Origin of the sequence: Streptomyces sp. L7 (assembly GCF_050990935.1) — a bacterium.
Classification (GTDB): Bacteria; Actinomycetota; Actinomycetes; order Actinomycetales; family Microbacteriaceae; genus Leifsonia.
Genome location: NZ_CP194644.1, coordinates 1,742,710 through 1,767,282, shown reverse-complemented (window position 1 = coordinate 1,767,282; position 24,573 = coordinate 1,742,710). Strand labels below are relative to the sequence as shown.

22 protein-coding genes and 1 pseudogene are annotated in these 24,573 nt (G+C 70.8%); 16 read left to right on the top strand and 7 right to left on the bottom strand.

Going from position 1 to position 24,573, the window contains the following annotated elements:
* Positions 1–38 precede the first annotated feature (38 nt).
* The 5 genes and pseudogenes from ACR5MH_RS08990 to ACR5MH_RS08970 form a co-directional block, all read right to left on the bottom strand.
* Positions 39–1,369 (bottom strand): annotated as a pseudogene (locus ACR5MH_RS08990) (DUF58 domain-containing protein).
* A gap of 9 nt (positions 1,370–1,378) precedes the next feature.
* A complete protein-coding gene (locus tag ACR5MH_RS08985; RefSeq protein ID WP_431346919.1) occupies positions 1,379–2,404 on the bottom strand; it encodes an AAA family ATPase in 1,026 nt (341 codons plus the stop codon).
* Positions 2,401–3,678, bottom strand: a complete 1,278-nt coding sequence (locus ACR5MH_RS08980; protein WP_431346918.1) for a DUF4350 domain-containing protein — start codon at positions 3,676–3,678, stop codon at positions 2,401–2,403. Before ACR5MH_RS08980 ends, ACR5MH_RS08985 begins: the two co-directional genes overlap by 4 nt.
* Before the next feature lie 28 nt (positions 3,679–3,706).
* The gene (locus ACR5MH_RS08975) at positions 3,707–4,360 is read right to left on the bottom strand and encodes a DUF4129 domain-containing protein (protein WP_431346917.1); all 654 of its coding nucleotides are present in this window, start codon (positions 4,358–4,360) and stop codon (positions 3,707–3,709) included.
* 14 nt (positions 4,361–4,374) lie between these two features.
* Positions 4,375–5,739 carry a hypothetical protein gene (locus ACR5MH_RS08970; protein ID WP_431346916.1) on the bottom strand — a complete coding sequence of 455 codons (1,365 nt, stop codon included), beginning with the start codon at positions 5,737–5,739 and terminating at the stop codon, positions 4,375–4,377.
* A gap of 229 nt (positions 5,740–5,968) precedes the next feature.
* Here ACR5MH_RS08970 and mtrA point away from each other — a divergent pair, with 229 nt between their 5' ends.
* The 6 genes from mtrA (at position 5,969) to secA (ending at position 14,789) form a co-directional block, all read left to right on the top strand.
* Positions 5,969–6,652 carry an MtrAB system response regulator MtrA gene (mtrA, locus tag ACR5MH_RS08965; protein ID WP_345836715.1) on the top strand — a complete coding sequence of 228 codons (684 nt, stop codon included), beginning with the start codon at positions 5,969–5,971 and terminating at the stop codon, positions 6,650–6,652.
* Between the two features lie 13 nt (positions 6,653–6,665).
* Positions 6,666–8,360, top strand: coding sequence for an MtrAB system histidine kinase MtrB (mtrB, locus tag ACR5MH_RS08960; RefSeq protein WP_431346915.1), 1,695 nt, complete (start codon positions 6,666–6,668; stop codon positions 8,358–8,360).
* Positions 8,357–10,051: an LpqB family beta-propeller domain-containing protein gene (locus tag ACR5MH_RS08955; protein WP_431346914.1), complete on the top strand. Its 1,695-nt coding sequence runs from the start codon at positions 8,357–8,359 to the stop codon at positions 10,049–10,051. Before mtrB ends, ACR5MH_RS08955 begins: the two co-directional genes overlap by 4 nt.
* 143 nt (positions 10,052–10,194) lie before the next feature.
* A complete protein-coding gene (locus ACR5MH_RS08950) occupies positions 10,195–10,878 on the top strand; it encodes a ComF family protein (RefSeq protein ID WP_431346913.1) in 684 nt (227 codons plus the stop codon).
* Between the two features lie 166 nt (positions 10,879–11,044).
* Positions 11,045–11,746 (top strand): ribosome hibernation-promoting factor, HPF/YfiA family, encoded by a 702-nt coding sequence (gene hpf, locus ACR5MH_RS08945; protein WP_431346912.1) that lies wholly within the window; start codon positions 11,045–11,047, stop codon positions 11,744–11,746.
* A 238-nt stretch (positions 11,747–11,984) separates the two neighbouring features.
* A complete protein-coding gene (gene secA, locus ACR5MH_RS08940) occupies positions 11,985–14,789 on the top strand; it encodes a preprotein translocase subunit SecA (protein ID WP_431346911.1) in 2,805 nt (934 codons plus the stop codon).
* Positions 14,790–14,931: 142 nt separating this feature from the next.
* On the opposite strand, the gene ACR5MH_RS08935 is transcribed toward secA, so the two are convergent.
* Positions 14,932–15,399: an Rv3235 family protein gene (locus tag ACR5MH_RS08935; protein WP_431346910.1), complete on the bottom strand. Its 468-nt coding sequence runs from the start codon at positions 15,397–15,399 to the stop codon at positions 14,932–14,934.
* Between the two features lie 217 nt (positions 15,400–15,616).
* Between ACR5MH_RS08935 and ACR5MH_RS08930 the strand changes: the two genes are divergently transcribed.
* Together ACR5MH_RS08930 and ACR5MH_RS08925 are read left to right on the top strand one after the other, a co-directional pair.
* Positions 15,617–16,390: a histidine kinase N-terminal domain-containing protein gene (locus ACR5MH_RS08930; RefSeq protein WP_433862513.1), complete on the top strand. Its 774-nt coding sequence runs from the start codon at positions 15,617–15,619 to the stop codon at positions 16,388–16,390.
* Entirely contained in the window at positions 16,387–17,109 is a 723-nt protein-coding gene (locus ACR5MH_RS08925; RefSeq protein WP_433862512.1) for a sensor histidine kinase, read from the top strand. Before ACR5MH_RS08930 ends, ACR5MH_RS08925 begins: the two co-directional genes overlap by 4 nt.
* A 121-nt stretch (positions 17,110–17,230) precedes the next feature.
* On the opposite strand, the gene ACR5MH_RS08920 is transcribed toward ACR5MH_RS08925, so the two are convergent.
* Complete coding sequence (locus ACR5MH_RS08920) at positions 17,231–17,479, bottom strand: WhiB family transcriptional regulator (protein WP_018190103.1); 249 nt, start codon at positions 17,477–17,479, stop codon at positions 17,231–17,233.
* Positions 17,480–17,705: 226 nt separating this feature from the next.
* Between ACR5MH_RS08920 and ACR5MH_RS08915 the strand changes: the two genes are divergently transcribed.
* The 8 genes from ACR5MH_RS08915 (at position 17,706) to ACR5MH_RS08880 (ending at position 24,531) form a co-directional block, all read left to right on the top strand.
* Entirely contained in the window at positions 17,706–18,245 is a 540-nt protein-coding gene (locus tag ACR5MH_RS08915; RefSeq protein ID WP_433862511.1) for a hypothetical protein, read from the top strand.
* Positions 18,242–18,985: a DUF1684 domain-containing protein gene (locus ACR5MH_RS08910; RefSeq protein WP_433862510.1), complete on the top strand. Its 744-nt coding sequence runs from the start codon at positions 18,242–18,244 to the stop codon at positions 18,983–18,985. Before ACR5MH_RS08915 ends, ACR5MH_RS08910 begins: the two co-directional genes overlap by 4 nt.
* A gap of 64 nt (positions 18,986–19,049) precedes the next feature.
* Positions 19,050–20,549 carry an ABC transporter substrate-binding protein gene (locus ACR5MH_RS08905; protein ID WP_431346906.1) on the top strand — a complete coding sequence of 500 codons (1,500 nt, stop codon included), beginning with the start codon at positions 19,050–19,052 and terminating at the stop codon, positions 20,547–20,549.
* A gap of 90 nt (positions 20,550–20,639) precedes the next feature.
* The gene (locus ACR5MH_RS08900) at positions 20,640–21,602 is read left to right on the top strand and encodes an ABC transporter permease (protein WP_431346905.1); all 963 of its coding nucleotides are present in this window, start codon (positions 20,640–20,642) and stop codon (positions 21,600–21,602) included.
* The gene (locus ACR5MH_RS08895) at positions 21,599–22,477 is read left to right on the top strand and encodes an ABC transporter permease (protein ID WP_431346904.1); all 879 of its coding nucleotides are present in this window, start codon (positions 21,599–21,601) and stop codon (positions 22,475–22,477) included. Before ACR5MH_RS08900 ends, ACR5MH_RS08895 begins: the two co-directional genes overlap by 4 nt.
* The gene (locus ACR5MH_RS08890) at positions 22,474–23,262 is read left to right on the top strand and encodes an ATP-binding cassette domain-containing protein (protein ID WP_431346903.1); all 789 of its coding nucleotides are present in this window, start codon (positions 22,474–22,476) and stop codon (positions 23,260–23,262) included. The genes ACR5MH_RS08895 and ACR5MH_RS08890 overlap by 4 nt, the downstream gene beginning before the upstream one ends.
* A complete protein-coding gene (locus ACR5MH_RS08885; protein ID WP_431346902.1) occupies positions 23,259–24,023 on the top strand; it encodes an ABC transporter ATP-binding protein in 765 nt (254 codons plus the stop codon). Before ACR5MH_RS08890 ends, ACR5MH_RS08885 begins: the two co-directional genes overlap by 4 nt.
* A 202-nt stretch (positions 24,024–24,225) precedes the next feature.
* Positions 24,226–24,531 (top strand): hypothetical protein, encoded by a 306-nt coding sequence (locus tag ACR5MH_RS08880; RefSeq protein WP_431346901.1) that lies wholly within the window; start codon positions 24,226–24,228, stop codon positions 24,529–24,531.
* The last annotated feature ends 42 nt before the right edge of the window (positions 24,532–24,573 follow it).

The window sequence follows — 24,573 nt, the reverse complement described above, 5'->3', positions numbered from 1 at the left end:
GACAGTGCCGAGATTCGGCACGAATGCGCGGGCCGTGCTCAGAGCCGACCGGCGGCCTTCAGCGCGAGGTAGCGGTCGGCGAGGGCCGGCGGGAGGTCGGCGGGGGACCCCGTGACCACCTCGCCGCCCAGGCGGCGCACCGCGGCCGACACACGGGCCACGTCGAGCAGCGCCCGTTCCGCGGCGGCCGCCCGGTAGACGTCCTCCCGGCGCCCACGCTGCGTCGTCGCGGCCTCCGTGTCCGGGTCGGTCACGCTCGCCACCAGCACGAGGTGCTTGCGGGTGAGCTGCGGCAGCACCGAGAGGAGGCCGCGCGAGCCTCCCGGCGCGTCGAGCGACGTCAGCAGGACGACGAGCGAACGCTGGCTGGTGAGCGTGCCGACCTGAGCCGGCACCGCCGACCAGTCCATCTCGATCAGCGCGGGTTCGATGCCCGCCATCGTGTCCACCATGCGGGAGAGGAGTTCGGACCCGGCCGCCGCCTGCACGCGGCCGCGGACGACGCGGTCGAACGCCAGCAGATCGACGCGGTCGCCCGCCCGGGAGGCGAGCGCGGCCAGCAGCAGCGACGCCTCGAACGCGGTGTCGATGCGCGGCTCGTCCGCGATCCGCGCCGCCGAAGTGCGGGCGGTGTCGATCACCAGCACCACGCGACGATCGCGCTCCGGCCGCCAGGTGCGGACCATCACCCGCGCCCCGCGGCCTCCGGTCGGGTCGTGCCGCCGGGCGGTCGCCCGCCAGTCGATCGACCGCACGTCGTCCCCCTCACGTACTCGCGCAGCGAGTCGAACTCCGTGCCCTGGCCGCGCAGCATCACGCTCGTGGTGCCGTCCAGCTCGCGGAGCCGCGCCAGCCGGGACGGCAGGTGCTTGCGGGCGTTGAACGGCGGCAGCACGCGGATGCGGCCGGGAGCGGACAGCGTGGCCTGCCGCGCCCAGAGGCCCAGCGGGCCCAAGGCGCGCACGGTGACCTGCTCCACCCGGCGCTCGCCGCGCCGCCACGGTGTCAGCGACACGACGATCCGCCGGCGCTCGCCCGGTGGGATGCTGATCGCGGTTCGCGTCGGCTCGGCGCCGGCAGACGGCTCCCACGCGTCGCGCAGTACGCCGCGCAGCGTCCTCGTTCCGGTGTTCGTGACGAAGAGCTCGCCGGCGGCTTCCGCACCCAGGCGGACGCGCGCCGGCAGCTCCCTGCTCATCCGCAGCCGGCGCGGGGAGGCCGCCAGCGCGAGGTCGATCGACCCGAGCACCAGGCACAGCAGCACCCAGCCGCCGAGCGCGGCGTAGGCGGGTCCCGCCGCGCCGCCGAGCAGCACGACGGGGACGGCGCCGAGCGCGAGCAGGGCGACGAAACGTCCGGACACGGTCATCGTCGGGGCCTAGATCGGGACCTGGACCTGCTGCACGATCGAGCGCAGCACGGCGTCGGCGCCCACGCCCTCCAGCTCCGCCTCGGGACGGAGCTGGATGCGGTGCCGCCAGACCGGCACGAGCATCGCCTGGACGTGGTCGGGCGTGATCGAGTCGTAGCCCGACAGCCAGGCCCAGGCCTTCGCGGCGGCGAGCAGAGCAGTCGTGCCGCGCGGGCTGACGCCGAGGCGCACCGAGGGGCTGCGCCGGGTGGCGCGGGCCAGGTCGACGATGTAGGCGAGCACATCCGGGTTGGCCCCCACCGCTGCGGCGGCCGCCCGCGCGGATTCGAGCTGCCGGGCGTCGAGCACGGGTGTCACGCCCGCCCCGGCGAGGTCGCGCGGGTTGAACCCGGCCGCGTGCCGGCGCAGCACCTCCACCTCGGCCTCGCGCTCCGGAACGTCGAGCGTGAGCTTGAGCAGGAACCGGTCGAGCTGGGCTTCCGGCAGGGTGTAGGTTCCCTCGTACTCGATCGGGTTCTGGGTGGCCGCGACGATGAACGGGTCCGGGAGCCGCCGGCTCACACCGTCGACGCTGACCTGACGCTCCTCCATCGCCTCCAGCAGCGCCGACTGGGTTTTCGGCGGCGTGCGGTTGATCTCGTCCGCCAGCAGGATGTTGGTGAACACCGGGCCCTCGCGGAACACGAACCCGCCGGTCTGCGCGTCGTAGACGAGCGAGCCGGTGACGTCGCCCGGCATCAGGTCGGGAGTGAACTGGATGCGCGTGGTCGACAGGCTCAGCGCCTCGCTGAGCGCGCGCACGAGCAGGGTCTTGGCGACGCCGGGCACGCCCTCCAGGAGGACATGGCCGCGGGCGAGAAGCGCGATGATCAGGCCGGTGACCGCGCCGTCCTGGCCGACGACGGCCTTGCCGACCTCGGCGCGCACGCGTGCGAGCGCGTGCCGCAGGTCGGAGGAGCCGGGCGAGGACGGCGCGGTGGCGCCGTCCGGTGCTGCCGAGGCCGAGTGGGAGCCGGTCGTGAGGTCGGTCATGGTTCCATTCTTCCGGTCGTTCGCGGAGTATGCGGCGAGACGGCGTCGGCCGTCGCGCGTTCGAGCTCGGCCAGCCGGTCGGAGAGCTCGACGAGCTCCCGGTCGCTGTCCGGACGCTGTTCCAGGAGCAGGGAGAGGATGCCGCCGAGGTCGCGGCCGGTGATCGCGGCGACGGCGTCGGCGACCTCCTCGGTGGTGGCCACGCGCGGGAGGCCGACCTGGACGGCCAGCCGGCCGATCGCCCCGATCCGTAGCGCGTCGGCGGCGCGGAGCCGTGCGGACGCCCGCTGGTAGAGGCGGGCGCGGCCCTCCCGGGTCTCGCTTGCGCGCACGACGACGGGGAGATGCTCGACCACCAGCGGCCCGAAGCGGCGGCCGCGCCAGACGGCGGCGGCGGCGAACACCAGCGTCAGGAGCAGGAGGACCGGCGTCACCCAGCCTGGAGTCAGCGTCGCGAGGTCGGGCGGCCCGGTGACCGGTCGGTCGAGCAGGCCGGGCAGGTACCAGACCAGCGTGCGGTGCTCGCCGAGGAGGCCGAGGCCGAGGGCGGCGTTGCCGAGTCGGTCGACGCCGTCGTTCATGAGGGTGGCGGCCGATCCGAGCAGGTAGACGGTGCGGCCGTCGTAGGTCGTGCGCACCAGGGAGGCGCGGCCTCCGGACGCCACGAAGCACGCGGTCGCGTCGCCGGTGACCCGGAAGCTGCCCGGTGACGCGATGTCCTTCGTGTTGGCGGTGGGACGCGGGTCGATCTGCACGGCACGCCGGGCGACGGGGAGGTCGCAGCCGGCGGCGGCCGTGGAGCCGGTGTCGCCCGCCGCGTGCACGCCGGGGGCGAGGGCCTGCAGCGCAGCGAAGTCGGGCTCCACCAGCACGATGGTGCTCGCGATCGAGCTGAGCTGGTCGTAGCCCTGCCGATCCAGGTTGCCCGCCGGGTCGTAGACGAGCACGGTGGTGTCGTCTCCCGCGGCGGCGCGGACCTCGTCGAGCGTGCCCGCGGTTCGCACGGTCACGCCCTGCCGGCCGACCACCTGCGCGAGGGCCTTGCCGCCGACCGGGCCCGGGTTGGTGGCGCTCATCGGGTCGCCGCCGATGCTTCCGCCGCCGTTCAGAAGCACCCCGCCCAGCCCGACGATCACAGCGATGACCGCGAGGACGATCCACGGGACGGCGCGGCGCGCGGTGCGACGGACCGTGGGGGAGACGGCGGGCGCGTCCGCAGCGCCGGCGTCCGGCGCGGACGGGCGTTCGGCTTCGGGTGCCAGTGTTCCGGTCATGTCAGTGTTCCGGTCATGCCGGTGCTCGTCATGCGAGGATTCCGGTCACGCTCTGGGCCTCCTGGGCCGGACGCACCCGCTGGAGCCGCCCGTCGAGGTCGAGGAGGTGCTGATAGCCGGCCTCGGAGCCGGGCCGGTCGAGATAGCGGACCTCGTCGAAGGTCCGGGCGGCCTGACGCAGCTCGGCCGCCTCCGCGGGCGCGGCCCGCGAGGCCTGGGCGGCGAACTCGGTCGCGGTGGTGCCGGGACGGACCTCCACGAGGGTGCGCTCGTCGAGCGCGGCCGCGACGGCGCGGAACTGCTCCTCGATCGCGAGCGGCCAGTCCTCGGCGCGGGCGGCCTCCGCCGCCGAACGGCGCAGCTCGTCCGCCGAGCGGGCGTCGCCGGCGCCGAACAGCGCGCGCGGGGCGGACGCCGCCCGCCGGTTCACCCGGGGCCGGCCGAACACGATGAACGCGACCACGATGATGGCCGCGACGATCAGCACGACCACGACGAGGAGCACCGGACCGGCGTCCCCGGTCGGACCGTTGAGCAGCGACGCGATCCAGTCCTGCACCGCCTTGGAGGCGATGTCGAACCAGGTCGGCTTCGCGGTCTGGTACTCCGGCTTGGCGAGCTCGGTGCGGATCCAGTCCTGCGCCTGCGGCGAGCTCGGATCGACCGGGATGTCGAAGCGCACGCTCAGGCGCCCGGTCAGGCCGCGTTCGGGGCGGAGGTGCTCGGCGCGGGCTGCGTGAACGGGTCCGGCAGTTCCTGACCGGTCTGCCGGGCCTCCACGAAGCGCACCAGCTCCAGGTCGAGGCCCTCCTTGCGCATCCGCAGGTCGATGTAGATCAGGCTGACGGCTCCCCACTGCACGACGCTTCCGATGGCGCCCACGATCGCGCCGACTATCGCCGACAGGCTGTTGACTCCGAGCTGGCCGATCAGGACCTGACCGTACGAGTTCGGGTCTGTCGAGCTGAGCGAGGTCGGCGCGAAGATGCCGCCCAGCATGCCGCCGATGATCGCGAACGGGAAGGAGATGACCTGGGTCACGGCCCAGATGATCAGCCAGATCAGGACGAGCACGCCGAACGTGCGCCAGAAGTAGCCCGACGTGAGCCGCCAGGAGCGCGCGATGGCGGAGCGGAACGGCAGACGCTCGATGACGAGCGCGCTCGGCACGATCGAGAGCTTGGTGTAGAGCCAGACGAAGACGGCCAGCAGGCCGAGGCTCCCGCCGATCCCCACGAGGACAGCGCCCACCACGCCGGCCGTGCCGCCCAGCATCGCGAGGGCGATGATGATGGAGACCACCAGTGCGAGCGCGACCAGCCAGAACAGCGACCACAGGAACGTCCAGCCCACCAGCGCGCCGAACCGGGGGCGGATGAGCCGCCACAGCGTGCGCAGGTTCAGCTTCTCGCCGAGCGTCTCACGCGACACCTCGGCGACGATGACGCCCTGGAGCAGCGCGCCGAAGATCCCGGAGATGACGATGACCAGCACTCCGAGCACGATGCTGCCGCCCACCGCCCCCGCGGTGATGGTGCTGCGATCGGCGGCGTTCGCCGTCTCGATCCGGGAGAAGAGGAGGTAGATGCCGCCGTAGAGGATCGCGGCGACGAAGACGGCGGGGACACCTTGGAGCAGGAGGGCCGCGCCGACGGTGATCTTCGGGTTGCGGCGCAGCGCCTGGAACGGCGCGCCGAGCAGGTTCCCGAACGACAGCGGGCGCAGCGGGATCAGCCCCGGCTTCGGGGGCGGAGCCCAGCCGGGCTGGGCGCCCGTGGCGTCGTACGGCTGCTGCCAGCCCTGCTGCTGCCAGGCCTGATAGTCGTACTGCGGGTAGCCGGGCTGCTGCGGGTACCCGGGCTGCTGCGAGTAGCCGGGCTGCTGCGGGTAGCCAGGCTGCTGCGGCTGCCCCGGCCCCTGCGCGTACTCCCCGTACCGGGGCTGGTCCGGCGCAGGCCCACCCGCCTGCTGCCCCGCGGCCGCGGAGCCGTCGGCCCCCGTGCCCTGGCCGTCCGGTTGCCCGGACTCCCCAGGTGCCCGCCAGCTCTGGTCGTCGCTCACGCCGTGCCTCTCATCCCCCGTCTGGTGCAGTGCTCCCATGCTGGCACATCCGCCGTCCCAGCGATGCCCCGCCCACAGGGCACGTGGAGAACCCGGTTCTCCCCAGTCTCGACGTGCCCACAGCCCGCATCGGGCCGGCATACAAGGCTCGTGCAGCCTCCTCGACTACGCTTGTCCCGTTACGCTGCGGCGCGCGCCGCCCGAGAGGGGTTCAGGGGATTCTTCGGACATGACTAGTCGCATCCTGGTGGTCGACGACGACACCGCCCTCGCCGAGATGATCGGCATCGTGCTCCGCACCGAGGGATTCGACCCCGTGTTCTGCGAGGACGGCGCCCAGGCGCTCGACATCTTCCGCGCCGCGAAGCCCGACCTCGTCCTCCTCGACCTGATGCTGCCCGGCCTCGACGGCATCGAGGTGTGCGGCCGCATCCGGGCCGAGTCCGGCACGCCCGTCATCATGCTGACCGCCAAGTCCGACACCGCCGACGTCGTCAAAGGACTGGAGTCCGGGGCCGACGACTACATGGTCAAGCCGTTCAATCCCAAGGAGCTGGTCGCGCGCATCCGCACCCGGCTGCGCCCCGCCCCGACCAGCCCGCCCGCCGAGCAGCTCCGCGTCGGCGACCTCGTCGTCGACGTCGCCGGCCACGAGGTCCGCCGCGGCGACGGACGCATCGCGCTCACCCCGCTCGAGTTCGACCTCCTTCTCGCCCTGGCCTCCAAGCCGCAGCAGGTGTTCACCCGCGAGATGCTGCTGGAGCAGGTCTGGGGCTACCACTACAAGGCGGACACCCGCCTCGTGAACGTTCACGTCCAGCGTCTGCGCGCCAAGGTGGAGCAGGACCCGGACAACCCCAAGATCGTCATGACCGTGCGCGGGGTCGGCTACCGCGCCGGCGCCGCGACCTGACCGGGAGCCCGCGATGCGCTTCCGGTGGCCCGACAGGCAGTGGTGGCGGCAACTGCCGTCGGACCTGGCGCGCCTCTGGAGACGCTCGCTGCAGCTCCGCACGGTCGCGATCACGCTGCTCCTGACCGGCGTCGCGATCCTCGTCACCGGCGTCTACATGGCACTCAGCATCAGCAACGACCTCTACCAGTCGCGCCTGGATCAGGCGCTCCGGGACTCCAGCCGGGCCACCACGGCCGCGCAGTCGACGCTCAACGCGTCCGACATCTCGTCCGGCGACATCGGCAAGAACCTGCTCAACTCCACGCTGCAGTCCGTGCAGGCCTCGACCTCGAGCAGGCTGATCGCGGCCTACCGCGTCCCCGGCCAGGACACCAGCGTCCTCGCCCCGCCCGACCGCGGCAGCCCCGCGCTCAACCCGGTGATCTCGCAGGGCCTGCGCACCGCCGTCGAGAACGGCGGGACCAAGCAGTTCTACCAATCGGTCGCGCTGCCGGCGAGCTCGGACTCCACTGATCCCGGCATCGTCGTCGGCACTCAGCTCACCCTGCCGTCGTACGGCCGTTACGAGCTCTACATCGGTTACAACCTGCGCGACTCGGAGAACACCCTGCAGTTCGTCCAGAACACCCTGCTGCTCGCGGGACTGGCGCTCATCGTCCTCATCGGCGCGATCACCTGGCTGATCGTGCGCTTCGTCGTGGAGCCGATCCGGGTCGCCGCGCGGACCAGCGAACGGCTCGCCGCCGGCGACCTCGCGGTGCGCATCCCCGAGAAGGGCGAGGACGTCTTCGCGTCGCTGGCCCGCTCGTTCAATGGGATGGCGGACAGCATGCAGAGCCAGATCAACCAGCTCGCGACCCTGTCGCAGCTCCAGCAGCGCTTCGTGTCGGACGTGTCGCACGAGCTGCGCACTCCGTTGACCACCATCCGGCTGGCGGGTGACGTGATCTACGACCAGCGCGGCTCGTTCCCGCCGGCGACCTCGCGCACGGCCGAGCTGCTGCACACCCAGATCGAAAGGTTCGACCGGCTGCTCTCCGACCTCCTGGAGATCAGCCGCTACGACGCCGGCTCCGTCGCCCTCGACCCCGAGCCCACCAACCTGGTTCGACTGGCGGAGGAGGTCGTCGACGAGCTGCGCACGCTCGCCGAGCAGAACGGCTCGGAACTCCGGCTGGAGGCCCCCGGCGGCTACTTCGACGTCGGCATGGACCCACGGCGGATCCGCCGCGTGGTGCGCAACCTCATCGGCAACGCGATCGAGCACGGCGAGGGCGCTCCGGTGGTGGTCAGCGTCGACAGCAACGAGACGGCGGTCGCGCTCGCGGTCCGCGACTACGGCATCGGCATGAACCAGCAGGACGTCAACCACGTCTTCGACCGGTTCTGGCGCGCCGACCCGTCCCGCAAGCGCACGCTCGGCGGCACCGGACTCGGCCTCGCCATCTCTCTGGAGGACGCCACCCTCCACTCCGGCTGGCTGCAGGTCTGGTCGATGCCCGGGCAGGGGTCGTGCTTCCGGCTCACCCTGCCGCGATCCACGGGCAAGGGCATCACCGCCTCGCCGCTCCCGCTGCCGCCCGTCGACGCCGGCACGAAGCCGGCGCGCCCCGAGGCGTCGGCGGCGGACGACACCGGCGCGCTCGACCGAGGGGCCGGGAATCTCGATCCGGCGCCGCGACCCGGAAGCGAGGCGCGCGCATGATCCGGAGGACATCCCGCGGACTCGGCGTCGCCGCCGCACTGGTGCTCGCGCTGGTGCTCGCGGCGTGCGCCAGCATCCCCGACAGCGGCCCTGTGCGGCAGGGCGGCCCTGTCGCGCAGGTCAACGACCAGCTCGACCTCGACTTCAACCCGTCGCCGCCCGAGAACGGCGCTACGCCGCAGCGGATCGTGCAGGGTTTCATCGACGCGGCCTCCAGTCCGAAGAACAACTTCGCGATCGCCCGGGAGTACCTCACCCGGTCGACGGCGGCCTCCTGGAACCCGGACGAGTCGGTCACGGTGGACGACGGCCGCAGCCGCACCTTCGACCACAGCGGCAACCAGTGGTCGGTCGACGTCAGCCCGGTCGCCAACGTGGACAGCGCCGGGACCTACCATCCGGTGGCGAGCAAGGCCCCGGTCGGGCTCAGCTACGAGGTGGCCAAGGAGGACGGGCAATGGCGGATCTCCGTGGCGCCCTCCGGCGTCGTCATCGACGACCCGACCTTCCGTGCCGTCTACAGCCAGCAGACGCTCTACTTCTACAACGCGGACTTCTCGTCTCTGGTGCCGGACGCCCGCTGGTTCCCCGCCCGCGTCGCGACGGCGGCGACGCGCGTGGCGAGCGCCGTCCTCGCAGGGCCGGCCAAGTGGCTCAGCGGAGCCGTGATCAGCGCCTTCCCCCAGGGCACGCAGCTCGCGGTCCCCGCCGTGACGACATCGAACGGGGCGGCGCACGTCGACCTCAGCTCGGAGGCGAGTCAGGCGAACCAGCTCCAGCTGCAGAGGATGCAGCTCCAGCTCGAGCAGAGCCTCGGGTCGCTGGCGTCGTCGGTCCAGCTCTCCATCGAGGGGAACCAGCAGCAGGTGCCGCCGCTGCCCGACGGGTCGGTGCCGCAGCAGGACCCGCCCGTCGACTCGCACGCCGTGGTCTACCGCGGGGAGTCGTTCGGCCTCCTCAACGGCTCGACCATCACCCCGCTGAGCGGGCTGAGCGACAAGGTGGTGGCCTTGGCGCCCTCGGCCGCGACGGTGAATGCCGCGCGCGACGAGGTCGCGGTGCTGTCGCGCGGAGCCGCCGTGCTCGTGCGGAAGACCGGCGACCCGGTGCACGTGGACGCCCGCCCGGGGTTGATCGCGCCTGCGCTGGACAACCAGGGCTGGTTGTGGAGCGTGCCCGCGACGTCCCCCGACGCGCTTCAGGTCGCGGGAGCGAACGGGCAGCCGCACACCGTGAAGGTGGACTGGCCCGGCGCGGTCGGCATCATCGCGCTCGCCGTCTCCCGGGACGGGACCCGGGTCGTGGCGATCGTGCGCACGGCGACCGGCTACTCGGTGCTCGCAGCGGGCGTGGTCCGCGGATCGGACGGCCTCCCGACGTCCATCACGACGCCGATCGAACTCACGGTCGGCGACGGCGTCCCGACCTCGATCGCGTGGACGGGCGAACTCACGGTCGTGGTGCTCAGCGCGACCAACGGCGACGCGACCGGGGTCGCCGAGCAGACCATCGGGGGCACGACGTCCACCACGACGGGGCCGGCGTCCGGGCGGACGATCGTGGGCGCCGGAGGCCTGTCGCGCTACCTGGTGCTCGCGGGCGACGGGACGCTGCAGGCGCCCACCGGGAGCGGGTGGCAGACGCAGGCGGACAAGGTGGGCGCGGTCGCAGTGCAGCTCGGGCAGCCCTGACCGGTCGCGCCGAGCTGTCCTCCAGAGCTGTCCTCCAGAGCTGTCCTCCACAGCTGTCCTCCACAGGGGGCGGCCGTCGACGACTTCTCCACGGATCCCGTCGTCGATGCCCGATCATGAGCGGCCGCGGCGAGGCTGGAGCCATGACGATCAGCAACGCCTCTCTCCGCCCCGATGTCCGCTCGACCATCCGCGAGGCGGTCCTCGACGCCGCCGCCGTGCTGCTCCCGGTGAGCTGCGCGGGATGCGCTGCGCCCGACCGCTCGCTCTGCGTCGACTGCACGCACGCTCTCGCCCCCGAGGTGCGACGACACACCGTGCGCGGCGTCGCCGTGTGGTCGGCGCTCGATTACGACGACCTGCCGCGCATCGTGCTTCTGGCCTACAAGGACGGTGGGCGGGTGGACGCGGCCCGCGCCCTGGCCGGCGCCCTGGCCCCGGCGCTCGCCGCGGCGGCCGGCACGCGCGGCCGCAGCGCCGTCCCCGTCCTGATCCCGTCGACGCGCGCCGCGTGGCGGCGGCGCGGCTACCACCCGACGGGAATGGTGCTCGCGCGCACCCGGGCTCTCGCACCTCCGCTCTGGCACGCCCTCCGGCTCACACGGCAGACCGCCGACCAGGCGGCGCTCGGGAGCGCCCAGCGCGCGGAGAACCGTGCCGACAGCATGGTCGCGTCCCGGCGGGTGTGCGACCGGAGTTGCGTGATCGTCGACGACATCGTGACGAGCGGTGCCACGATCGCGGAGGCCGCGCGCGCGATCCGGGCGGCCGGCGGCACCGTGCGCGGCGCCGCCGCCATCGCGCGCACGCCGCGCCGGCGACGATGACCAGGCCGCGTGCGGCATCATCCGGCGGACGTTCGGCGGAATCGTGGAATTCACCCACTGATCACGGTTCCGTTACGTGCTGGGGAGCACTACGGTGGTCGAAAAGGCGAGAGCGATCCGCCCTTCGTGATCCGGGCGGACGTCACGCCGGATCAGGGAGGTCTTCATGGACATCAACATCGTCGGACGCAACCTGGGAATCACTGATCGCTTCCGTGAGTACGCGACGGAGAAGGCGGACAAGGTCGCGCATCTCGCCGAGCGGGCCATCTCCTTCGAGATCAAGGTCAGCAGGCACAACGAGAAGCTGGGGTCCCAGAACGGCGACGACCGGGTCGAGCTGACCCTGGTCGGACCGCGAGCCGTGGTCCGGTCCGAAGCGACCGGACCGGACAAGTACGCCGCGTTCGACATCGCGCTCGGGAAGCTTCTCGAACGCGTCAGGAGGGCCAAGGACAGGCGCAAGGTGCATCGCGGGCAGCATCGGCCGACCTCGCTGCGCGAGGCGAGCACCGACGGCTTCAGCGCGGTCGGGCTCGCAGCGGCCCCGGTGTCGGTGCTCGATCAGGTGCGCACCGGCAGCGTTCCCGTCGTGACGGACGAGCCGGCGGAGGCCGCGGAGGCCGAGGAGGAGTACAGCCCCGTCGTGATCCGGCAGAAGGTCTTCGCGAGCATCCCGATGACCGTCGACGACGCCCTCTACTACATGGAGCTGGTGGGCCACGACTTCTACCTGTTCGTGGACCAGGAGACCAAACGACCGAGCGTCGTCTACCGCCGCAAGGGCTGGGACTACGGCGTGATCGCCCTCGACGACGATGCCGAGGAGTTGCAGGAGGTCGTGACCGCGAGCCGCAAACTCGGCTGAGCCGAGACGCAAGCGCGCCGATGGCGTGCGCCCAGGCGGCGCACGCCATCGGCGCTCCTCTGCCCGGCCCCGGCGCCCGTTCGTTCACCGGTCTCGCAGGGCCCTCCCAGGGATCACGGGACGACCTCCGGGGCGGACCCAGTACGATGTTCTCTATCGTCGGCGGAGTATGCCGTCCGGCGTGCGCCCGCCGTGGCGCGGGCATCATCGGCCCGACCGAGCAAAATGGAGTGCATCAGTGGCCTCAGTTCTTGAAAAGGTTCTTCGTGTCGGCGAGGGACGCACCCTCCGCCGCCTGGAGGCGTACGCGAAGGCTGTCAACGCTCTCGAGGACGACTTCAGCGAGCTGACCGACGACGAGCTCATGCACGAGACCGTCGAGCTGCGCGAGCGCTACAGCAACGGCGAGTCGCTGGACGACCTCCTGCCGGAGGCGTTCGCCGCCGTGCGCGAGGCGTCGAAGCGGACGCTCGGCATGCGCCACTTCGACGTGCAGATCATGGGCGGTGCCGCGCTGCACCTGGGCAACATCGCCGAGATGAAGACCGGTGAGGGCAAGACGCTGGTGGCGACCACCGCCGCGTACCTGAACGCGATCACCAGCCGCGGTGTCCACGTCATCACGGTCAACGACTACCTGGCGAGCTACCAGTCGGAGCTGATGGGCCGCGTCTTCCGCGCCCTCGGCATGACGACCGGGGTGATCCTCTCGGGCCAGACCCCCGAGGAGCGCCGCGAGCAGTACGCCGCCGACATCACCTACGGCACGAACAACGAGTTCGGCTTCGACTACCTCCGCGACAACATGGCGTGGCAGGCGAGCGACATGGTCCAGCGCGGCCACTACTTCGCGATCGTGGACGAGGTCGACTCGATCCTGATCGACGAGGCGCGCACCCCGCTCATCATCTCCGGCCCGTCGTCCGGCGAGGCCAACCGCTGGTTCAACGAGTTCGCCAGCCTCGCCACCCGCCTCACGCCCGACGTCGACTACGAGGTGGACGAGAAGAAGCGCACCGTCGGCGTGCTCGAACCGGGCATCGAGAAGGTCGAGGACTACCTCGGCATCGACAACCTCTATGAGTCGGCGAACACCCCGCTCATCTCGTTCCTCAACAATGCGATCAAGGCCAACGCCCTGTTCAAGCGCGACAAGGACTACGTCGTCATGAACGGCGAAGTGCTCATCGTCGACGAGCACACCGGTCGCATCCTGGTCGGCCGCCGCTACAACGAGGGCATCCACCAGGCCATCGAGGCCAAGGAGGGCGTGGAGGTCAAGGCCGAGAACCAGACCCTCGCCACCGTCACCCTGCAGAACTACTTCCGTCTCTACAAGAAGCTGTCCGGCATGACCGGTACCGCCGAGACCGAGGCGGCCGAGTTCATGAGCACCTACAAGCTCGGCGTCGTCCCGATCCCGACGAACAAGCCGATGCAGCGCAAGGACCAGTCGGATCTCGTCTACAAGAACGAGAAGGCCAAGTTCGACCAGGTGGTCGAGGACATCGCCAAGCGGCACGCGAAGGGCCAGCCGGTCCTGGTCGGCACCACGAGCGTCGAGAAGAGCGAGTACCTCTCGCGCCTGCTCGCGAAGAAGGGCGTCCGGCACGAGGTCCTGAACGCCAAGAACCACGCGCGCGAGGCAGCGATCGTCGCCCAGGCCGGCCGGCTCGGCTCGGTCACGGTCGCCACCAACATGGCCGGCCGCGGTACCGACATCATGCTCGGCGGCAATGCCGAGTTCATGGCGGTGGCCGAGATGAACGCCCGCGGCCTCTCGCCGGTCGAGACCCCCGAGGAGTACGAGGCCGCCTGGGAGCGCGTCTTCGACGAGGTCAAGGCCAAGGTCGCCGAGGAGGCCGAGAAGGTCATCGCCGCCGGCGGTCTCTACGTGCTCGGCACCGAGCGCCACGAGTCGCGCCGCATCGACAACCAGCTCCGCGGGCGCTCCGGCCGCCAGGGCGACCCGGGCGAGAGCCGGTTCTACCTGTCGCTGACCGATGACCTGATGCGCCTGTTCAACGCCGGGGCCGCAGAGAGCCTGATGGGCCGCACCAGCGTGCCGGACGACATGGCGATCGAGTCCAAGGTGGTCAGCCGCGCCATCCGCAGCGCGCAGTCGCAGGTGGAGGCGCGCAACGCCGAGATCCGCAAGAACGTCCTCAAGTACGACGACGTCCTCAACCGCCAGCGCGAGGCGATCTACAGCGACCGCCGGCACATCCTGGAGGGCGACGACCTGCACGAGCGCGTGCAGAAGTTCCTCACCGATGTGGTGGACGACATCCTCGACCAGCACACCGGCGAGGGCAGCGGGGACGACTGGGACTTCGACGCGCTGTGGGCCGAGCTCAAGACGCTCTACCCGGTCGGAGTCTCGATCGACGAGGTCATCGCCGAGGCGGGCAACAAGGGCCGCATCAACCGCGACTTCATGCGCCGCGAGATCATGTCCGACGCCAAGATCGCGTACCAGAAGCGCGAGGAGTCGATCGGCTCCCCGGCGATGCGCGAGCTGGAGCGCCGCGTGGTGCTCTCGGTCATCGACCGCCGCTGGCGCGACCACCTCTACGAGATGGACTATCTCAAGGACGGCATCGGCCTGCGGGCGATGGCGCAGCGCGACCCGCTGGTCGAGTACCAGCGCGAGGGCTACGCCATGTTCCAGCAGATGATGGGCGCGATCCGGGAGGAGACCGTCGGCTTCCTGTTCAACCTCGAGGTGGAGGTCAACCAGGCCCCCGACGAGGTCGCGCCGGCCGTTGCCGCCAAGGGACTCGACCGCGGCGACTCGGAGGCCCGCCTCAGCTACTCGGCTCCGGGCGAGCAGGGCGACGTCGAGGTGCGCAACCAGCGCGGCCAGATCGAGAAGGCGGCCACGGACCGCGCTCAGCGCCAGCAGCGCCAGGCGGCCCCCGCCCAGTCGGCGCCGCCCACCCAGGGTGCAGCGCAGCGCGGCGCGTTCGGCCAGCGAGTGGAGGACGCGGACGAGGCTCCCGTCAACCGTGCGGAGCGCCGGGCCCAGGCCAAGAAGCGGTGAGCCTCTAACTCTGAGCCTCGAACTTCCGACCCTCGAACTCTGACCCTCGAACACGGGGACGCGGGTTCCCGAACGGCGGGGCGGTCGACGACCGCTCCGCCGTTCGCCGTCCACGGCCCCGGTGTCCGGGCCTCGGCCGGGGTCAAAGCACGGTGATCGCGGTGGCGCGCCAGCGTGCCCGATGCCGCTCCAGCCGCAGCGCCACCGCCCTCGACCGGGACGGCTGGTGGATCATCACGACCGCTTCGACGACCGAGTCGCCGAGCCGGTTGAGCAGCGGCTCGCCGACGCGAACGCGCGGGCGCTTGGCCTCGTCGCCCGTGACCTCCCGGGAGCGGGCGGCGATGACGGTGCGGCGCAGGAGCTGGATGAAGACGGAGTCGCTGACCCAGCGGCCGAGCTGATCGAGCGGGCGCGCGCCCGCCAGGATCTCGATGACGCAGAGCGCGAGCTTCGCGCAGAGGAGGCGGGCATCCTCGCCGATGCCGGAGTCCGTCCGCAGCTCGTCGCCGGAGGCCTGGAGCTCGGCGTCGAGCGTGCGCGGCTCGAAGGCCGCATCGTCCGGCGGGGGACCGGGCACCGGCGGCGGCACGAGGCGCGGCGGCGGCACGAGCCGGAGCGGCGGGCGGGATGCGTTCGGCCGCTCCGTCGCGGGCCGTTCGAGGACGGGGAGAGAAGTGCGTTCATGCTGGTGGTGCTCGATTCTTTCTCGTCGACGGTGTTCGTCGGTGCGTGGTGAACACTCAATCAGCGAGCCTTGCGGGTGGTCCAGGGCCTGAACGCGGGTGTGGACAACCGGTGCCGTGCGGTCTGTCTATAGTGGGGGAGTGTCGACGCTCAGTGATCTCGTCCATGCCCAAGGTCGTTCCTCCGAGGCGGACGTGGAGTGGCTCCACAGCCTCGTCGGCGACTGGCAGCTGCTGGCCGACCTGGCTTTCGCCGACATCGTGCTGTGGGTGCCGACGACGGACGACGATTTCGTCGCCGTGGCGCACGCGCGGCCGTCGAGCGCGGCGACGCTGTTCTATCGTGACTTCGTCGGCCAGCGGATCAAGCCCGAGTGGCGTCAGCAGGTCACCGATGCGTACCTGACCAAGCAGATCATCGACACTTCGGCTCCGGATTGGTACGAGGAGACTCCGACGCGCGTGCGCGCCGTCCCGGTGATCCGGCGGCTCAGCGTCCACTCGCCGGACACGGCGGCCGAGCCCGTCGCCGTCGTCACCCGGCACACCAACCTCAGCGAGGCGCGCACCCCGAGCCGCCAGGAGCTGACCTTCAACGACTGCGCGAACGACCTGTTCGCCATGATCGCGACGGGCGATTTCCCCGACCTGGGGGCGCCTGCCGCTCCGCGCCGGGGTGCCCCGCGCGCGGCGGACGGACTGATCCGGCTCGACGATGCCGGCATCACGACCTTCGCCAGTCCCAACGCGCTGAGCGCGTTCAACCGGATGGGCTTCACCGGCGAACTGGAGGGGAGTCGCTGGCGACCGTCACGACCAAGCTCCTCGCCGGCACCATCACCGTCGACGAGTCGCTCCCGCTGGTGGTCACCGGCCGGGCGCCGTGGCGCACCGACATCGAGGCGCGCGGCGTGACCGTGTCGCTGCGCACCATCCCGATCCGCAATCGCGGGGAGCGCGTCGGCGCGATCGTGCTGTGCCGCGACGTCTCGGAGCAGCGGCACCAGGAGCGCGAGCTCATCACCAAGGACGCGACCATCCGCGAGATCCACCACCGCGTGAAGAACAACCTCCAGACGGTGGCTTCGCTCCTGCGCATCCAGGCGCGGCGCACCCATTCCGAGGAGGCGCGCGAGGCGCTCAGCCAGGCGATGCGCCGCGTGGCCGCGATCGCGGTCGTGCACGACACGCTCTCGACCGGCCTCGCCCAGATCGTGGACTTCGACGACGTGTTCGACCGGGTGCTGCTACTCGTGGCGGAGGTCGCCGCCAGTCATACGACGACGGTGCACCCGAAGAAGTCTGGCACGTTCGGCTCGCTGCCGAGCGAGTACGCGACGCCGCTCGCGCTGGCGCTGACCGAGCTGGTCACCAACGCGGTCGAGCACGGCCTCGCGGGCCGGGAGGGCCAGGTGGAGATCGTGGCCGACCGGACCGAGGACTCGCTGACCGTGAAGGTGGTCGACAACGGCTCGGGGCTCCCGGAGGGCAAGGTCGGCTCGGGCCTGGGCACGCAGATCGTGCGCACGCTCATCCAGGGCGAGCTCGGCGGTGCGATCGACTGGCACACGATGATGGGCCAGGGCACCGAGGTGACCATCGAGGTCCCGCTGCGCTACCTCACCACGGTCTGACCCCGAGGGCGCACGAGAAACGCCGAGGGGCGCTTCCGGACGATGACGTCTGCTAGGTGTTCGGAAGCGCCGCCTCGGCGGCGATGCTGCTGTGATTCGGGATGGATCGCTGAGTCGGGGTTCAGGAGGCGCGACGGGCGCGGGCCGCGCGGCGCTTGAGGGCGCGGCGCTCGTCTTCGGAGAGGCCGCCCCAGACGCCGGAGTCCTGTCCGGTCTCGAGGGCGTACTGCAGGCAGATCTCAGTCACGGTGCAACGCGCGCAGACCGCCTTCGCCTTGTCGATCTGGTCGACCGCTGGTCCCGTGTTGCCGACGGGGAAGAACAGCTCGGGGTCTGCGGTCAGGCAGGCGGCTTTGTCGCGCCAATCCATGAAGATATGCTCCTTGTTCGCTGGATGTTTCCTGGCCCGAGGGGGCCTAGAATGCAGGTAAGCAGCCGCGTTACAGGGTTCTTCAGATCCATGGGGAATGAGACCTGCCCACCACCCTGTGAGCACTAACTCGGCCTTGAATATGCTCCCATAGCAGTTGATTCGGATCAATAGTTCTGCATGGGATAACGCTGTGAACACAAGCACGAAACGTCAGGATGCTATAGTGACCGACCCCTCCGCGCCCGATCCTCGAGGGCCCGGCCTCCCTGCGTCCGACCCGGTGCGCCCGCGGCCTCCGCTGCTGATCGCTCTCGCGGTGATCCTGACGCTCGAAGCACTGCTGGTCACGGGGCTCGCGCTCTGGCTGCTGTACGAGCTTCTCACGACGACCCCTTATTCGTACACCACCGCGATCGCCTTCACGATCCTCGTGATGCTCGGCGCCGCCTGGCTGATCGTGACGCTCGTGGGCATCCTCCGGCTCAACGCCTGGGCGCGCGCCTCCACGGTCACCATCCAGATCCTGATGATCGCGGTCGCTGTCGGCAGCTTCGAAGGCCTCGTCGGGGGCGGCCCGACATCGGTTGGGCGTTGCTCGTCCCCGCCGTCATCGCCGGCGTGCTGGCGCTCGCGCCCTCCGTGGTCCGGGCCACCGCGCGCCCCGTCGAAGCCGACGAGGACGCCGATCGCAATACAGGGACACACGAATAGCGTGACAGCGGGAACAAGGCGCAGACTCGCACTGTTATGGCCAACATCGTGACTGAACTCTCCGCACCGGCCCTCGCATCCCTGCCCACCATTCAGACCGCCGAGGCCGGCTACGCCGACTGGCGCGCCTGGCGTCTCTCCTCCGTCGCAGCTCCGACCGGCAACCTCGCCCTCATCGAGACCCGGTGGCTGGCCGAGGGCGACGACACCACCCCGGAGCAGGCGCTCGCCGGGCATCCGGAGACGGTGACCGCCACGGCGCTGAGCCGCCGCAACCTCGACACCGGGGCGCCCGAGCGCGGCATCCGGCTGTGGGACGCGGCCTCGCCCGCGATCCGCGCGTTCGAGACGATCGACGCGTTCCCGTTCGACCCGTCCTGGATCGTGGAGGCCACCTTCACCCCGGTGAGCGATGAGCGCACCATCCCATTCGAGCACATCCGCGACAACGGCCTCACCCGCGACCTGGTCGTGCCGGGCGACATCACTTTCCAGCGCGACGGCGTCGACTACGCGCTGAGCGCGTTCGACGACGACGGCACGCTGCTCCTGGTCTTCGGTGACCCGACGAACGGCGCCGACGGCCCGGACGGCACCTACGCCTCCGGACGCTTCCTGTTCGTGACACGCGACGGGGACCGTGCCGTCCTCGACTTCAACCGCGCCTTCGTGCCGCCGTGCGGCTTCTCGGACCAGTACAACTGTCCGCTGCCGCCGCGGAACAACCGCTTCCCCGTCCCGGTCACCGCGGGCGAGAAGCGGGTCGTGCTCCGCGACGGCGCCGCGCACTGAGCCCCGGCTCCCACCGCTTCACCTCCCGAACACCCCCAACTCCCCACAGCACAGGAGAACTCCGTTGAGAAAGACCCCCCTGCTCGCCACGATCGCGATCGGCATCGCCGCGTCCCTGGCGCTCGCCGGCTGCTCCGGCGCGTCCACGTCGTCCTCGGCCGGCACCGACGCGTCCATCGCCGTCGGCTCGCTCTATGAGCCCGTCAACCTGGACAACACCGCCGGCGGCGGCCAGGGCGTGACCGAAGCGCTGAACGGCAACGTCTACGAAGGCCTGTTCAAGCTGACGGACGACGGCAAGGTCCAGCCGCTGCTCGCCACGAAGTACACGACGAGCTCGGACGGCCTCACCTACACGTTCACCCTCCGCGACGGGGTGAAGTTCCACTCCGGCAAGCCGCTCACCAGCGAGTCCGTCAAGACGAGCATCGAGCGCGTCCTCGCCCCCGACTCCCAGTCGGCCCGCAAGTCGCAGCTCGCCGTCATCTCCGGCATCCAGACCCCGGACGACAAGACCGTGGTCATCTCGCTGAAGTCGCGCTCCATCTCGCTTCCGTACAACCTCAGCTACGTCTGGATCTACGGCCCAGGCAGGACCGACTACAAGACGGCGGAGGACGGCACCGGCCCGTACACCCTCGGCACCTGGAAGCGCGGCAGTTCCCTGAGCCTCGAGCGCTGGAGCGGCTACTGGGGTGCGAAGGCGAAGAACAAGGAGGTCGTCTACGACTACTTCACCGACGCCAGCGCCCTCTCCAACGCCCTGCTGACCAACCAGGTCGATGTCGTCACCAGCATCCAGAGCCCGGACTCGCTGACCCAGTTCGAGGGCAACAAGAACTACACGATCAGCAACGGCAAATCGACGACGAAGGAGCTCCTGGCCTTCAACGACAAGGTCGCGCCCTTCAACAACGTGGAGGTCCGCAAGGCGGTCTACTCGGCGATCGACACCAAGAAGCTGCTCAGCTCGATCTGGGGCAAGTACGGCACGCTCATCGGATCGATGGTCCCGCCGAGCGACCCCTGGTACGAGGACCTCACCAAGGTCAACCCGTACGACACCGCCCTCGCGAAGAAGGATCTGGCCGCGGCCGGCCTCCCGAACGGCTTCACGTTCACGCTCGACACCCCCACCTACGACCCGCACCCCGCGGTCGCGGAGTTCCTGAAGAGCGAACTCGCCAAGGTCGGCGTCACGGTGAACATCAACTCGATCTCGGCCGACCAGTGGTACACCAAGGTGTTCAAGAACCACGACTTCACCGCGACCCTCCAGGAGCACGTGAACGACCGCGACGTGGTCTGGTACGGCAACCCCGACTTCTACTGGGGGTACAACAACCCGCAGGTCACCGCGTGGGTGAACGAGGCGGAGCAGTCCTCCACCACGGCGGAGCAGACGGCGAAGCTGAAGCTGGTCAACGAGCAGATCGCCAAGGACGCCGCCAGCGCGTGGCTGTACCTCTACCCGCAGATCGTGGTGGCGTCGAGCTCGGTGAGCGGCTACCCGGTGAACGGGCTGAACTCGCAGTTCTACGCGTACGACATCACGAAGAAGTAGTCCTCCACAGGGCCGTCTTCTGACCGAGTTCTCCACCGATGCTCGGGAGACCCTGATCCGGGTCTCCCGAGCATCTACGCTGAAACGACTATGACCTCCTATCTCCTCCGCCGCACCGCGTTCCTCGTGGTGTCCTTGCTGCTGGCGATGGTCGTGCTGTTCTTCCTGCTGCGCGTGCTGCCGGGCGACCCGGCGAACGCCCTGCTCTCGGCCAGTGCGACCCCGGACCAGATCAAGGCGGCGCAGGAGCAGGTGGGCAGCAACCTCCCGCTGCCCGAGCAGTTCGCGAACTGGTTCGGCTCGTTGCTGACCCTGAACCTGGGGCACTCGTTCATCACCTCGCTGCCGGTGGGACCGGAGATCGCCTCCCGGCTCGCGGTGACGATCCCGCTCACGCTGCTGTCCTTCGTGCTCGCGCTCGTCCTGGCGCTGCCGATCGGCTTCGTGGCCGCGTGGAAGGCCGACCGCTGGTACGGGCTGGCGCTGTCCGCCTTCTCGCAGCTCGGCATAGCGGTACCGGTGTTCTGGGTGGGCATCCTGCTCGTGGACGCCTTCGCGGTGAACCTGCGCTGGTTCCCGTCCGGCGGCTTCCCGCGCGACGACTGGGCCGAACCCGCGTCGGCGCTGCAGTCGCTCGCCCTGCCGGTCATCACGATCGCCATCGTGATGAGCGCCTCCATCTCGCGGTACGTGCGCAGCGCGACGCTCGACGTCATCGGCAGCGACTACCTGCGCAACGCCCGTGCGCTCGGCTCCGGGTTCGGGAGGGCGATGTGGCGGCACGGGCTGCGCAACGGCGCGGTGCCGGTCATCTCCATCCTGGGGATCGAGCTGGCGACGACCTTCCTCGGCGCCGTCGTGGTCGAGAGCGTCTACACGCTGCCGGGCCTGGGCAGCATGTTGCTCACGGCGATCCAGCAGCACGACTACCCGGACATCCAGGGCATCCTGTTCGTCTCCACGCTGCTGGTGCTGATCGTCGGCTTCCTGGCCGACATCGTGCAGCGGCTGATCGACCCGCGCCTGCGGCAGAGCATCTCGGGAAACCGATGAGCGCGGTGGTGCAGCAGGCGGCGCAGACGGCGCCGGATCCGAGGGAGCGGGCGCGCCGCCGCGCTCGCCGCTCGGTGACCCTCGGGATCGGCCTCACCCTGGTGGGCGTCGTGGTGCTCGTCGCCGCGCTCTCGTTCGTGTGGCTGCCGTTCGCCCAGGGCGACACCTCGGGTGGCCGGCTGCAGCCGCCGGACGGCACGCACTGGCTGGGCACCGACCGGTTCGGGCGCGACCTGACGACGCAGCTCATGATCGGTGCGCGCATCGCGCTCGCCGTGGGTGTCGGCGCGGTCGTGATCGGCGCGGTCATCGGCGTCACGATCGGGATGCTCGCCGCGTTCGCCACGCGCTGGCTGGACGACACCATCTCGGCGGTGCTGGACATCATCATCGCTTTCCCGGTGCTGCTGCTCGCCATGCTCATCGTCGCCGCCCAGGGTGCGTCGCTCGGTACGGCCATCCTCGCCATCGGTCTGGCGATGTCGGCGGTGGTCGCCCGGCTCACGCGGGTGCTGTCCAAACGGGTGCTGGCGCAGCAGTACGTGACGGCGGCGCGCACCTCCGGCACATCCTGGGCCGGGATCGTCGTCCGGCACGTCCTGCCGAACATCTGGCCGACGCTCGGCGTCAACCTGGCCCTTCAGTTCGGCGTCGCCGTGCTCGCGGAGGCGAGCCTGTCGTATCTGGGGCTCGGCGCCCCGCCGCCGAACGCATCGTGGGGCCGGTTGCTGCAGGAAGCGCAGGGGACCGTCGCCGTCGCGCCCGTCGGCGCGATCGCACCCGGCGTGGCGCTCGTCGTCCTGGTGATCGGCGTCAACCTGATCGCCGACGGCCTGCGCGACGTGGCAGACCCGACGCGGAGGAGGTCGCGATGATCCTCGACGTGCAGCACCTCGGCGTGACGGCCCGCGACGGGTCACCGCTGGTGACGGACGTGTCCTTCCGGCTCGACGCGGGGGAGCGGCTGAGCCTGATCGGGGAGTCCGGCTCGGGCAAGTCGCTGACCTCGTTCGCGATCACCGGCCTCCTGCCGGACGGGCTGACCTCGACCGGGAGCGTCGAGCTCGCCGGCGTCCAGGTGATCGGCGCGAAGGAGCGGGCGCTGGTCCCGCTGCGCGGGCAGACCGCGTCGACAGTCTTCCAGGAGCCGCTGACCGCCCTCGACCCGCTGATGCGCCTCGGCGCGCAGGTGGCCGAGCCGCTGCGCCGGCACCTCGGGCTGCGCGGCGGTGCCCTGCGCGACGCCGTTCACGCGGCACTCGAGGAGGTCCGTCTCCCCGAACCGGAGCGGATCGCCCGCGCGTACCCGCACGAGATCTCCGGAGGCCAGCGGCAGCGGGTGGCCATCGCCGCCGCGTTGGCCTGCCGGCCCCACCTGCTCATCGCCGACGAGCCGACCACTGCGCTGGACGTGACCGTGCAGGCGGACATCCTGGCGCTGCTGGACTCGCTGGTCGCCGAGCGCGGCATGGCCCTGCTGTTCGTCAGCCACGACCTCGCCGTCGTGTCGCGCATGACCGAGCGCGCCCTGGTGCTGCGCGCCGGCCGGGTCGTCGAGGAGAGCACGATCGAGCGCATCCTGACCTCCCCGTCCGACCCGTACACAGCCGAGCTCGTGCGCAGCGCACGCGAGCTGGACGCCGCCCTGGAGGTGCGATGACCGCCGTCCTCGAGCTCCGCGACGCGGGCTTCCGCTACCGCCGGGCGAGCGCCCCGGCGTTGGAAGACGTGTCCTTCGCCGTCGAGACCAACCGCAGCGTCGGCCTGGTGGGCGAGTCCGGGGCGGGCAAGACCACCGTGCTGTCGCTGCTCCTCGGGCTCACGAGCCCGACCTCCGGGAGCGTCCTGTTCGACGGGAGGCCGCTCGACCGCGCCGACCGCGCGCTCATGCGGGAGTTCCGACGCAGCGTGCAGACCGTCTTCCAGGACCCGTACTCGTCACTCGACCCCCGCCAGAGCGTCGGCAGGATCGTCGGCGAGCCGCTCACCTCGCTGCGGATCGCGTCCGGCGCCGACGCCCGCTCGCGCGTCGCGGACGCCCTGCGCGCCGTCGCTCTCCCGGAGGACGCGGCGGGCCGCTATCCGCACGAGTTCTCCGGCGGTCAGCGGCAGCGCATCGCCATCGCCCGGGCGATCGTCTCGCGCCCGCGCGTGCTCCTCGCCGACGAGCCGGTCAGCGCGCTCGACGTGACGACGCGCATCCAGATCATCGAGCTGCTCGGCGAGCTCGCGGCACAGGAGGGGCTGACGGTGGTCATGGTGTCCCACGACCTCAGCGTGGTGGCGACGCTCTGCGAGCAGACAGTCGTGCTGCGGTCCGGGCGCGTGGTGGAGCAGGGGCCGACCCGGGACGTGCTCGGCGCGCCGCAGGACGCCTACACGCAGCGCCTCATCGCCTCCGTGCCGCGACTGCCGGTTTGAGCCTCGCCGGGAAGATATTCTTCGCGCGCGTCCTCGCTCGAGAGTCCGAGTCGTTGCGAACGCGGTTCGTCATCAGCACGGTCTCCGACAGCCGCGGCAGCCTCTGCCGAGGAAACGTTCCGCGCTCTGGCTAGGCGGCAGGCGGACGCGGGTCTACGATCCGCAGGAAGACGCACCGCCGGGAGAAGGGACAGGTAGCCGGATGTACTTCACCGTTCACACGCTCGACGGCGACCCGGAGGTGCTGCTCAGGCGGAAGCGCGAGCACTTCGACCCTGTCGTCGCCGAGCACGCGGCACGGTTCGGGGCGGTCTCGACGGTGACGATACCGACGCCGACGGGCCTGGCGGTCTACAACCTGTGGGAGTCGGAGGGCGGGGCACGTGAGTTCACGGCGCTGCCGGAGATCCAGCGTGCGCAGCAGGAGTCGCAGCTCCCTCCGCCGAGCTCCTTCGAGCGCCACATCGACGTCGACGGCGCGAATCTCAGCATCAGCGCTGAGAAATAGCCCATCGGCAGAGCATCGTGGGTCGGGTCCGTGCTCCGCGCG

Excerpts from the sequence above, each read along its gene's own strand:
- ACR5MH_RS08885 (WP_431346902.1), top strand. The coding sequence starts at position 23,259 with ATGACCGCCGTCCTCGAGCTCCGCGACGCGGGCTTCCGCTACCGCCGG.
- ACR5MH_RS08985 (WP_431346919.1), bottom strand. The coding sequence starts at position 2,404 with ATGACCGACCTCACGACCGGCTCCCACTCGGCCTCGGCAGCACCGGAC.
- ACR5MH_RS08955 (WP_431346914.1), top strand. The coding sequence starts at position 8,357 with ATGATCCGGAGGACATCCCGCGGACTCGGCGTCGCCGCCGCACTGGTG.
- ACR5MH_RS08890 (WP_431346903.1), top strand. The coding sequence starts at position 22,474 with ATGATCCTCGACGTGCAGCACCTCGGCGTGACGGCCCGCGACGGGTCA.
- ACR5MH_RS08920 (WP_018190103.1), bottom strand. The coding sequence starts at position 17,479 with ATGGATTGGCGCGACAAAGCCGCCTGCCTGACCGCAGACCCCGAGCTG.
- ACR5MH_RS08950 (WP_431346913.1), top strand. The coding sequence starts at position 10,195 with ATGACGATCAGCAACGCCTCTCTCCGCCCCGATGTCCGCTCGACCATC.
- mtrA (WP_345836715.1), top strand. The coding sequence starts at position 5,969 with ATGACTAGTCGCATCCTGGTGGTCGACGACGACACCGCCCTCGCCGAG.
- mtrB (WP_431346915.1), top strand. The coding sequence starts at position 6,666 with ATGCGCTTCCGGTGGCCCGACAGGCAGTGGTGGCGGCAACTGCCGTCG.
- ACR5MH_RS08980 (WP_431346918.1), bottom strand. The coding sequence starts at position 3,678 with ATGACCGGAACACTGGCACCCGAAGCCGAACGCCCGTCCGCGCCGGAC.
- ACR5MH_RS08900 (WP_431346905.1), top strand. The coding sequence starts at position 20,640 with ATGACCTCCTATCTCCTCCGCCGCACCGCGTTCCTCGTGGTGTCCTTG.
- ACR5MH_RS08895 (WP_431346904.1), top strand. The coding sequence starts at position 21,599 with ATGAGCGCGGTGGTGCAGCAGGCGGCGCAGACGGCGCCGGATCCGAGG.
- ACR5MH_RS08880 (WP_431346901.1), top strand. The coding sequence starts at position 24,226 with ATGTACTTCACCGTTCACACGCTCGACGGCGACCCGGAGGTGCTGCTC.
- hpf (WP_431346912.1), top strand. The coding sequence starts at position 11,045 with ATGGACATCAACATCGTCGGACGCAACCTGGGAATCACTGATCGCTTC.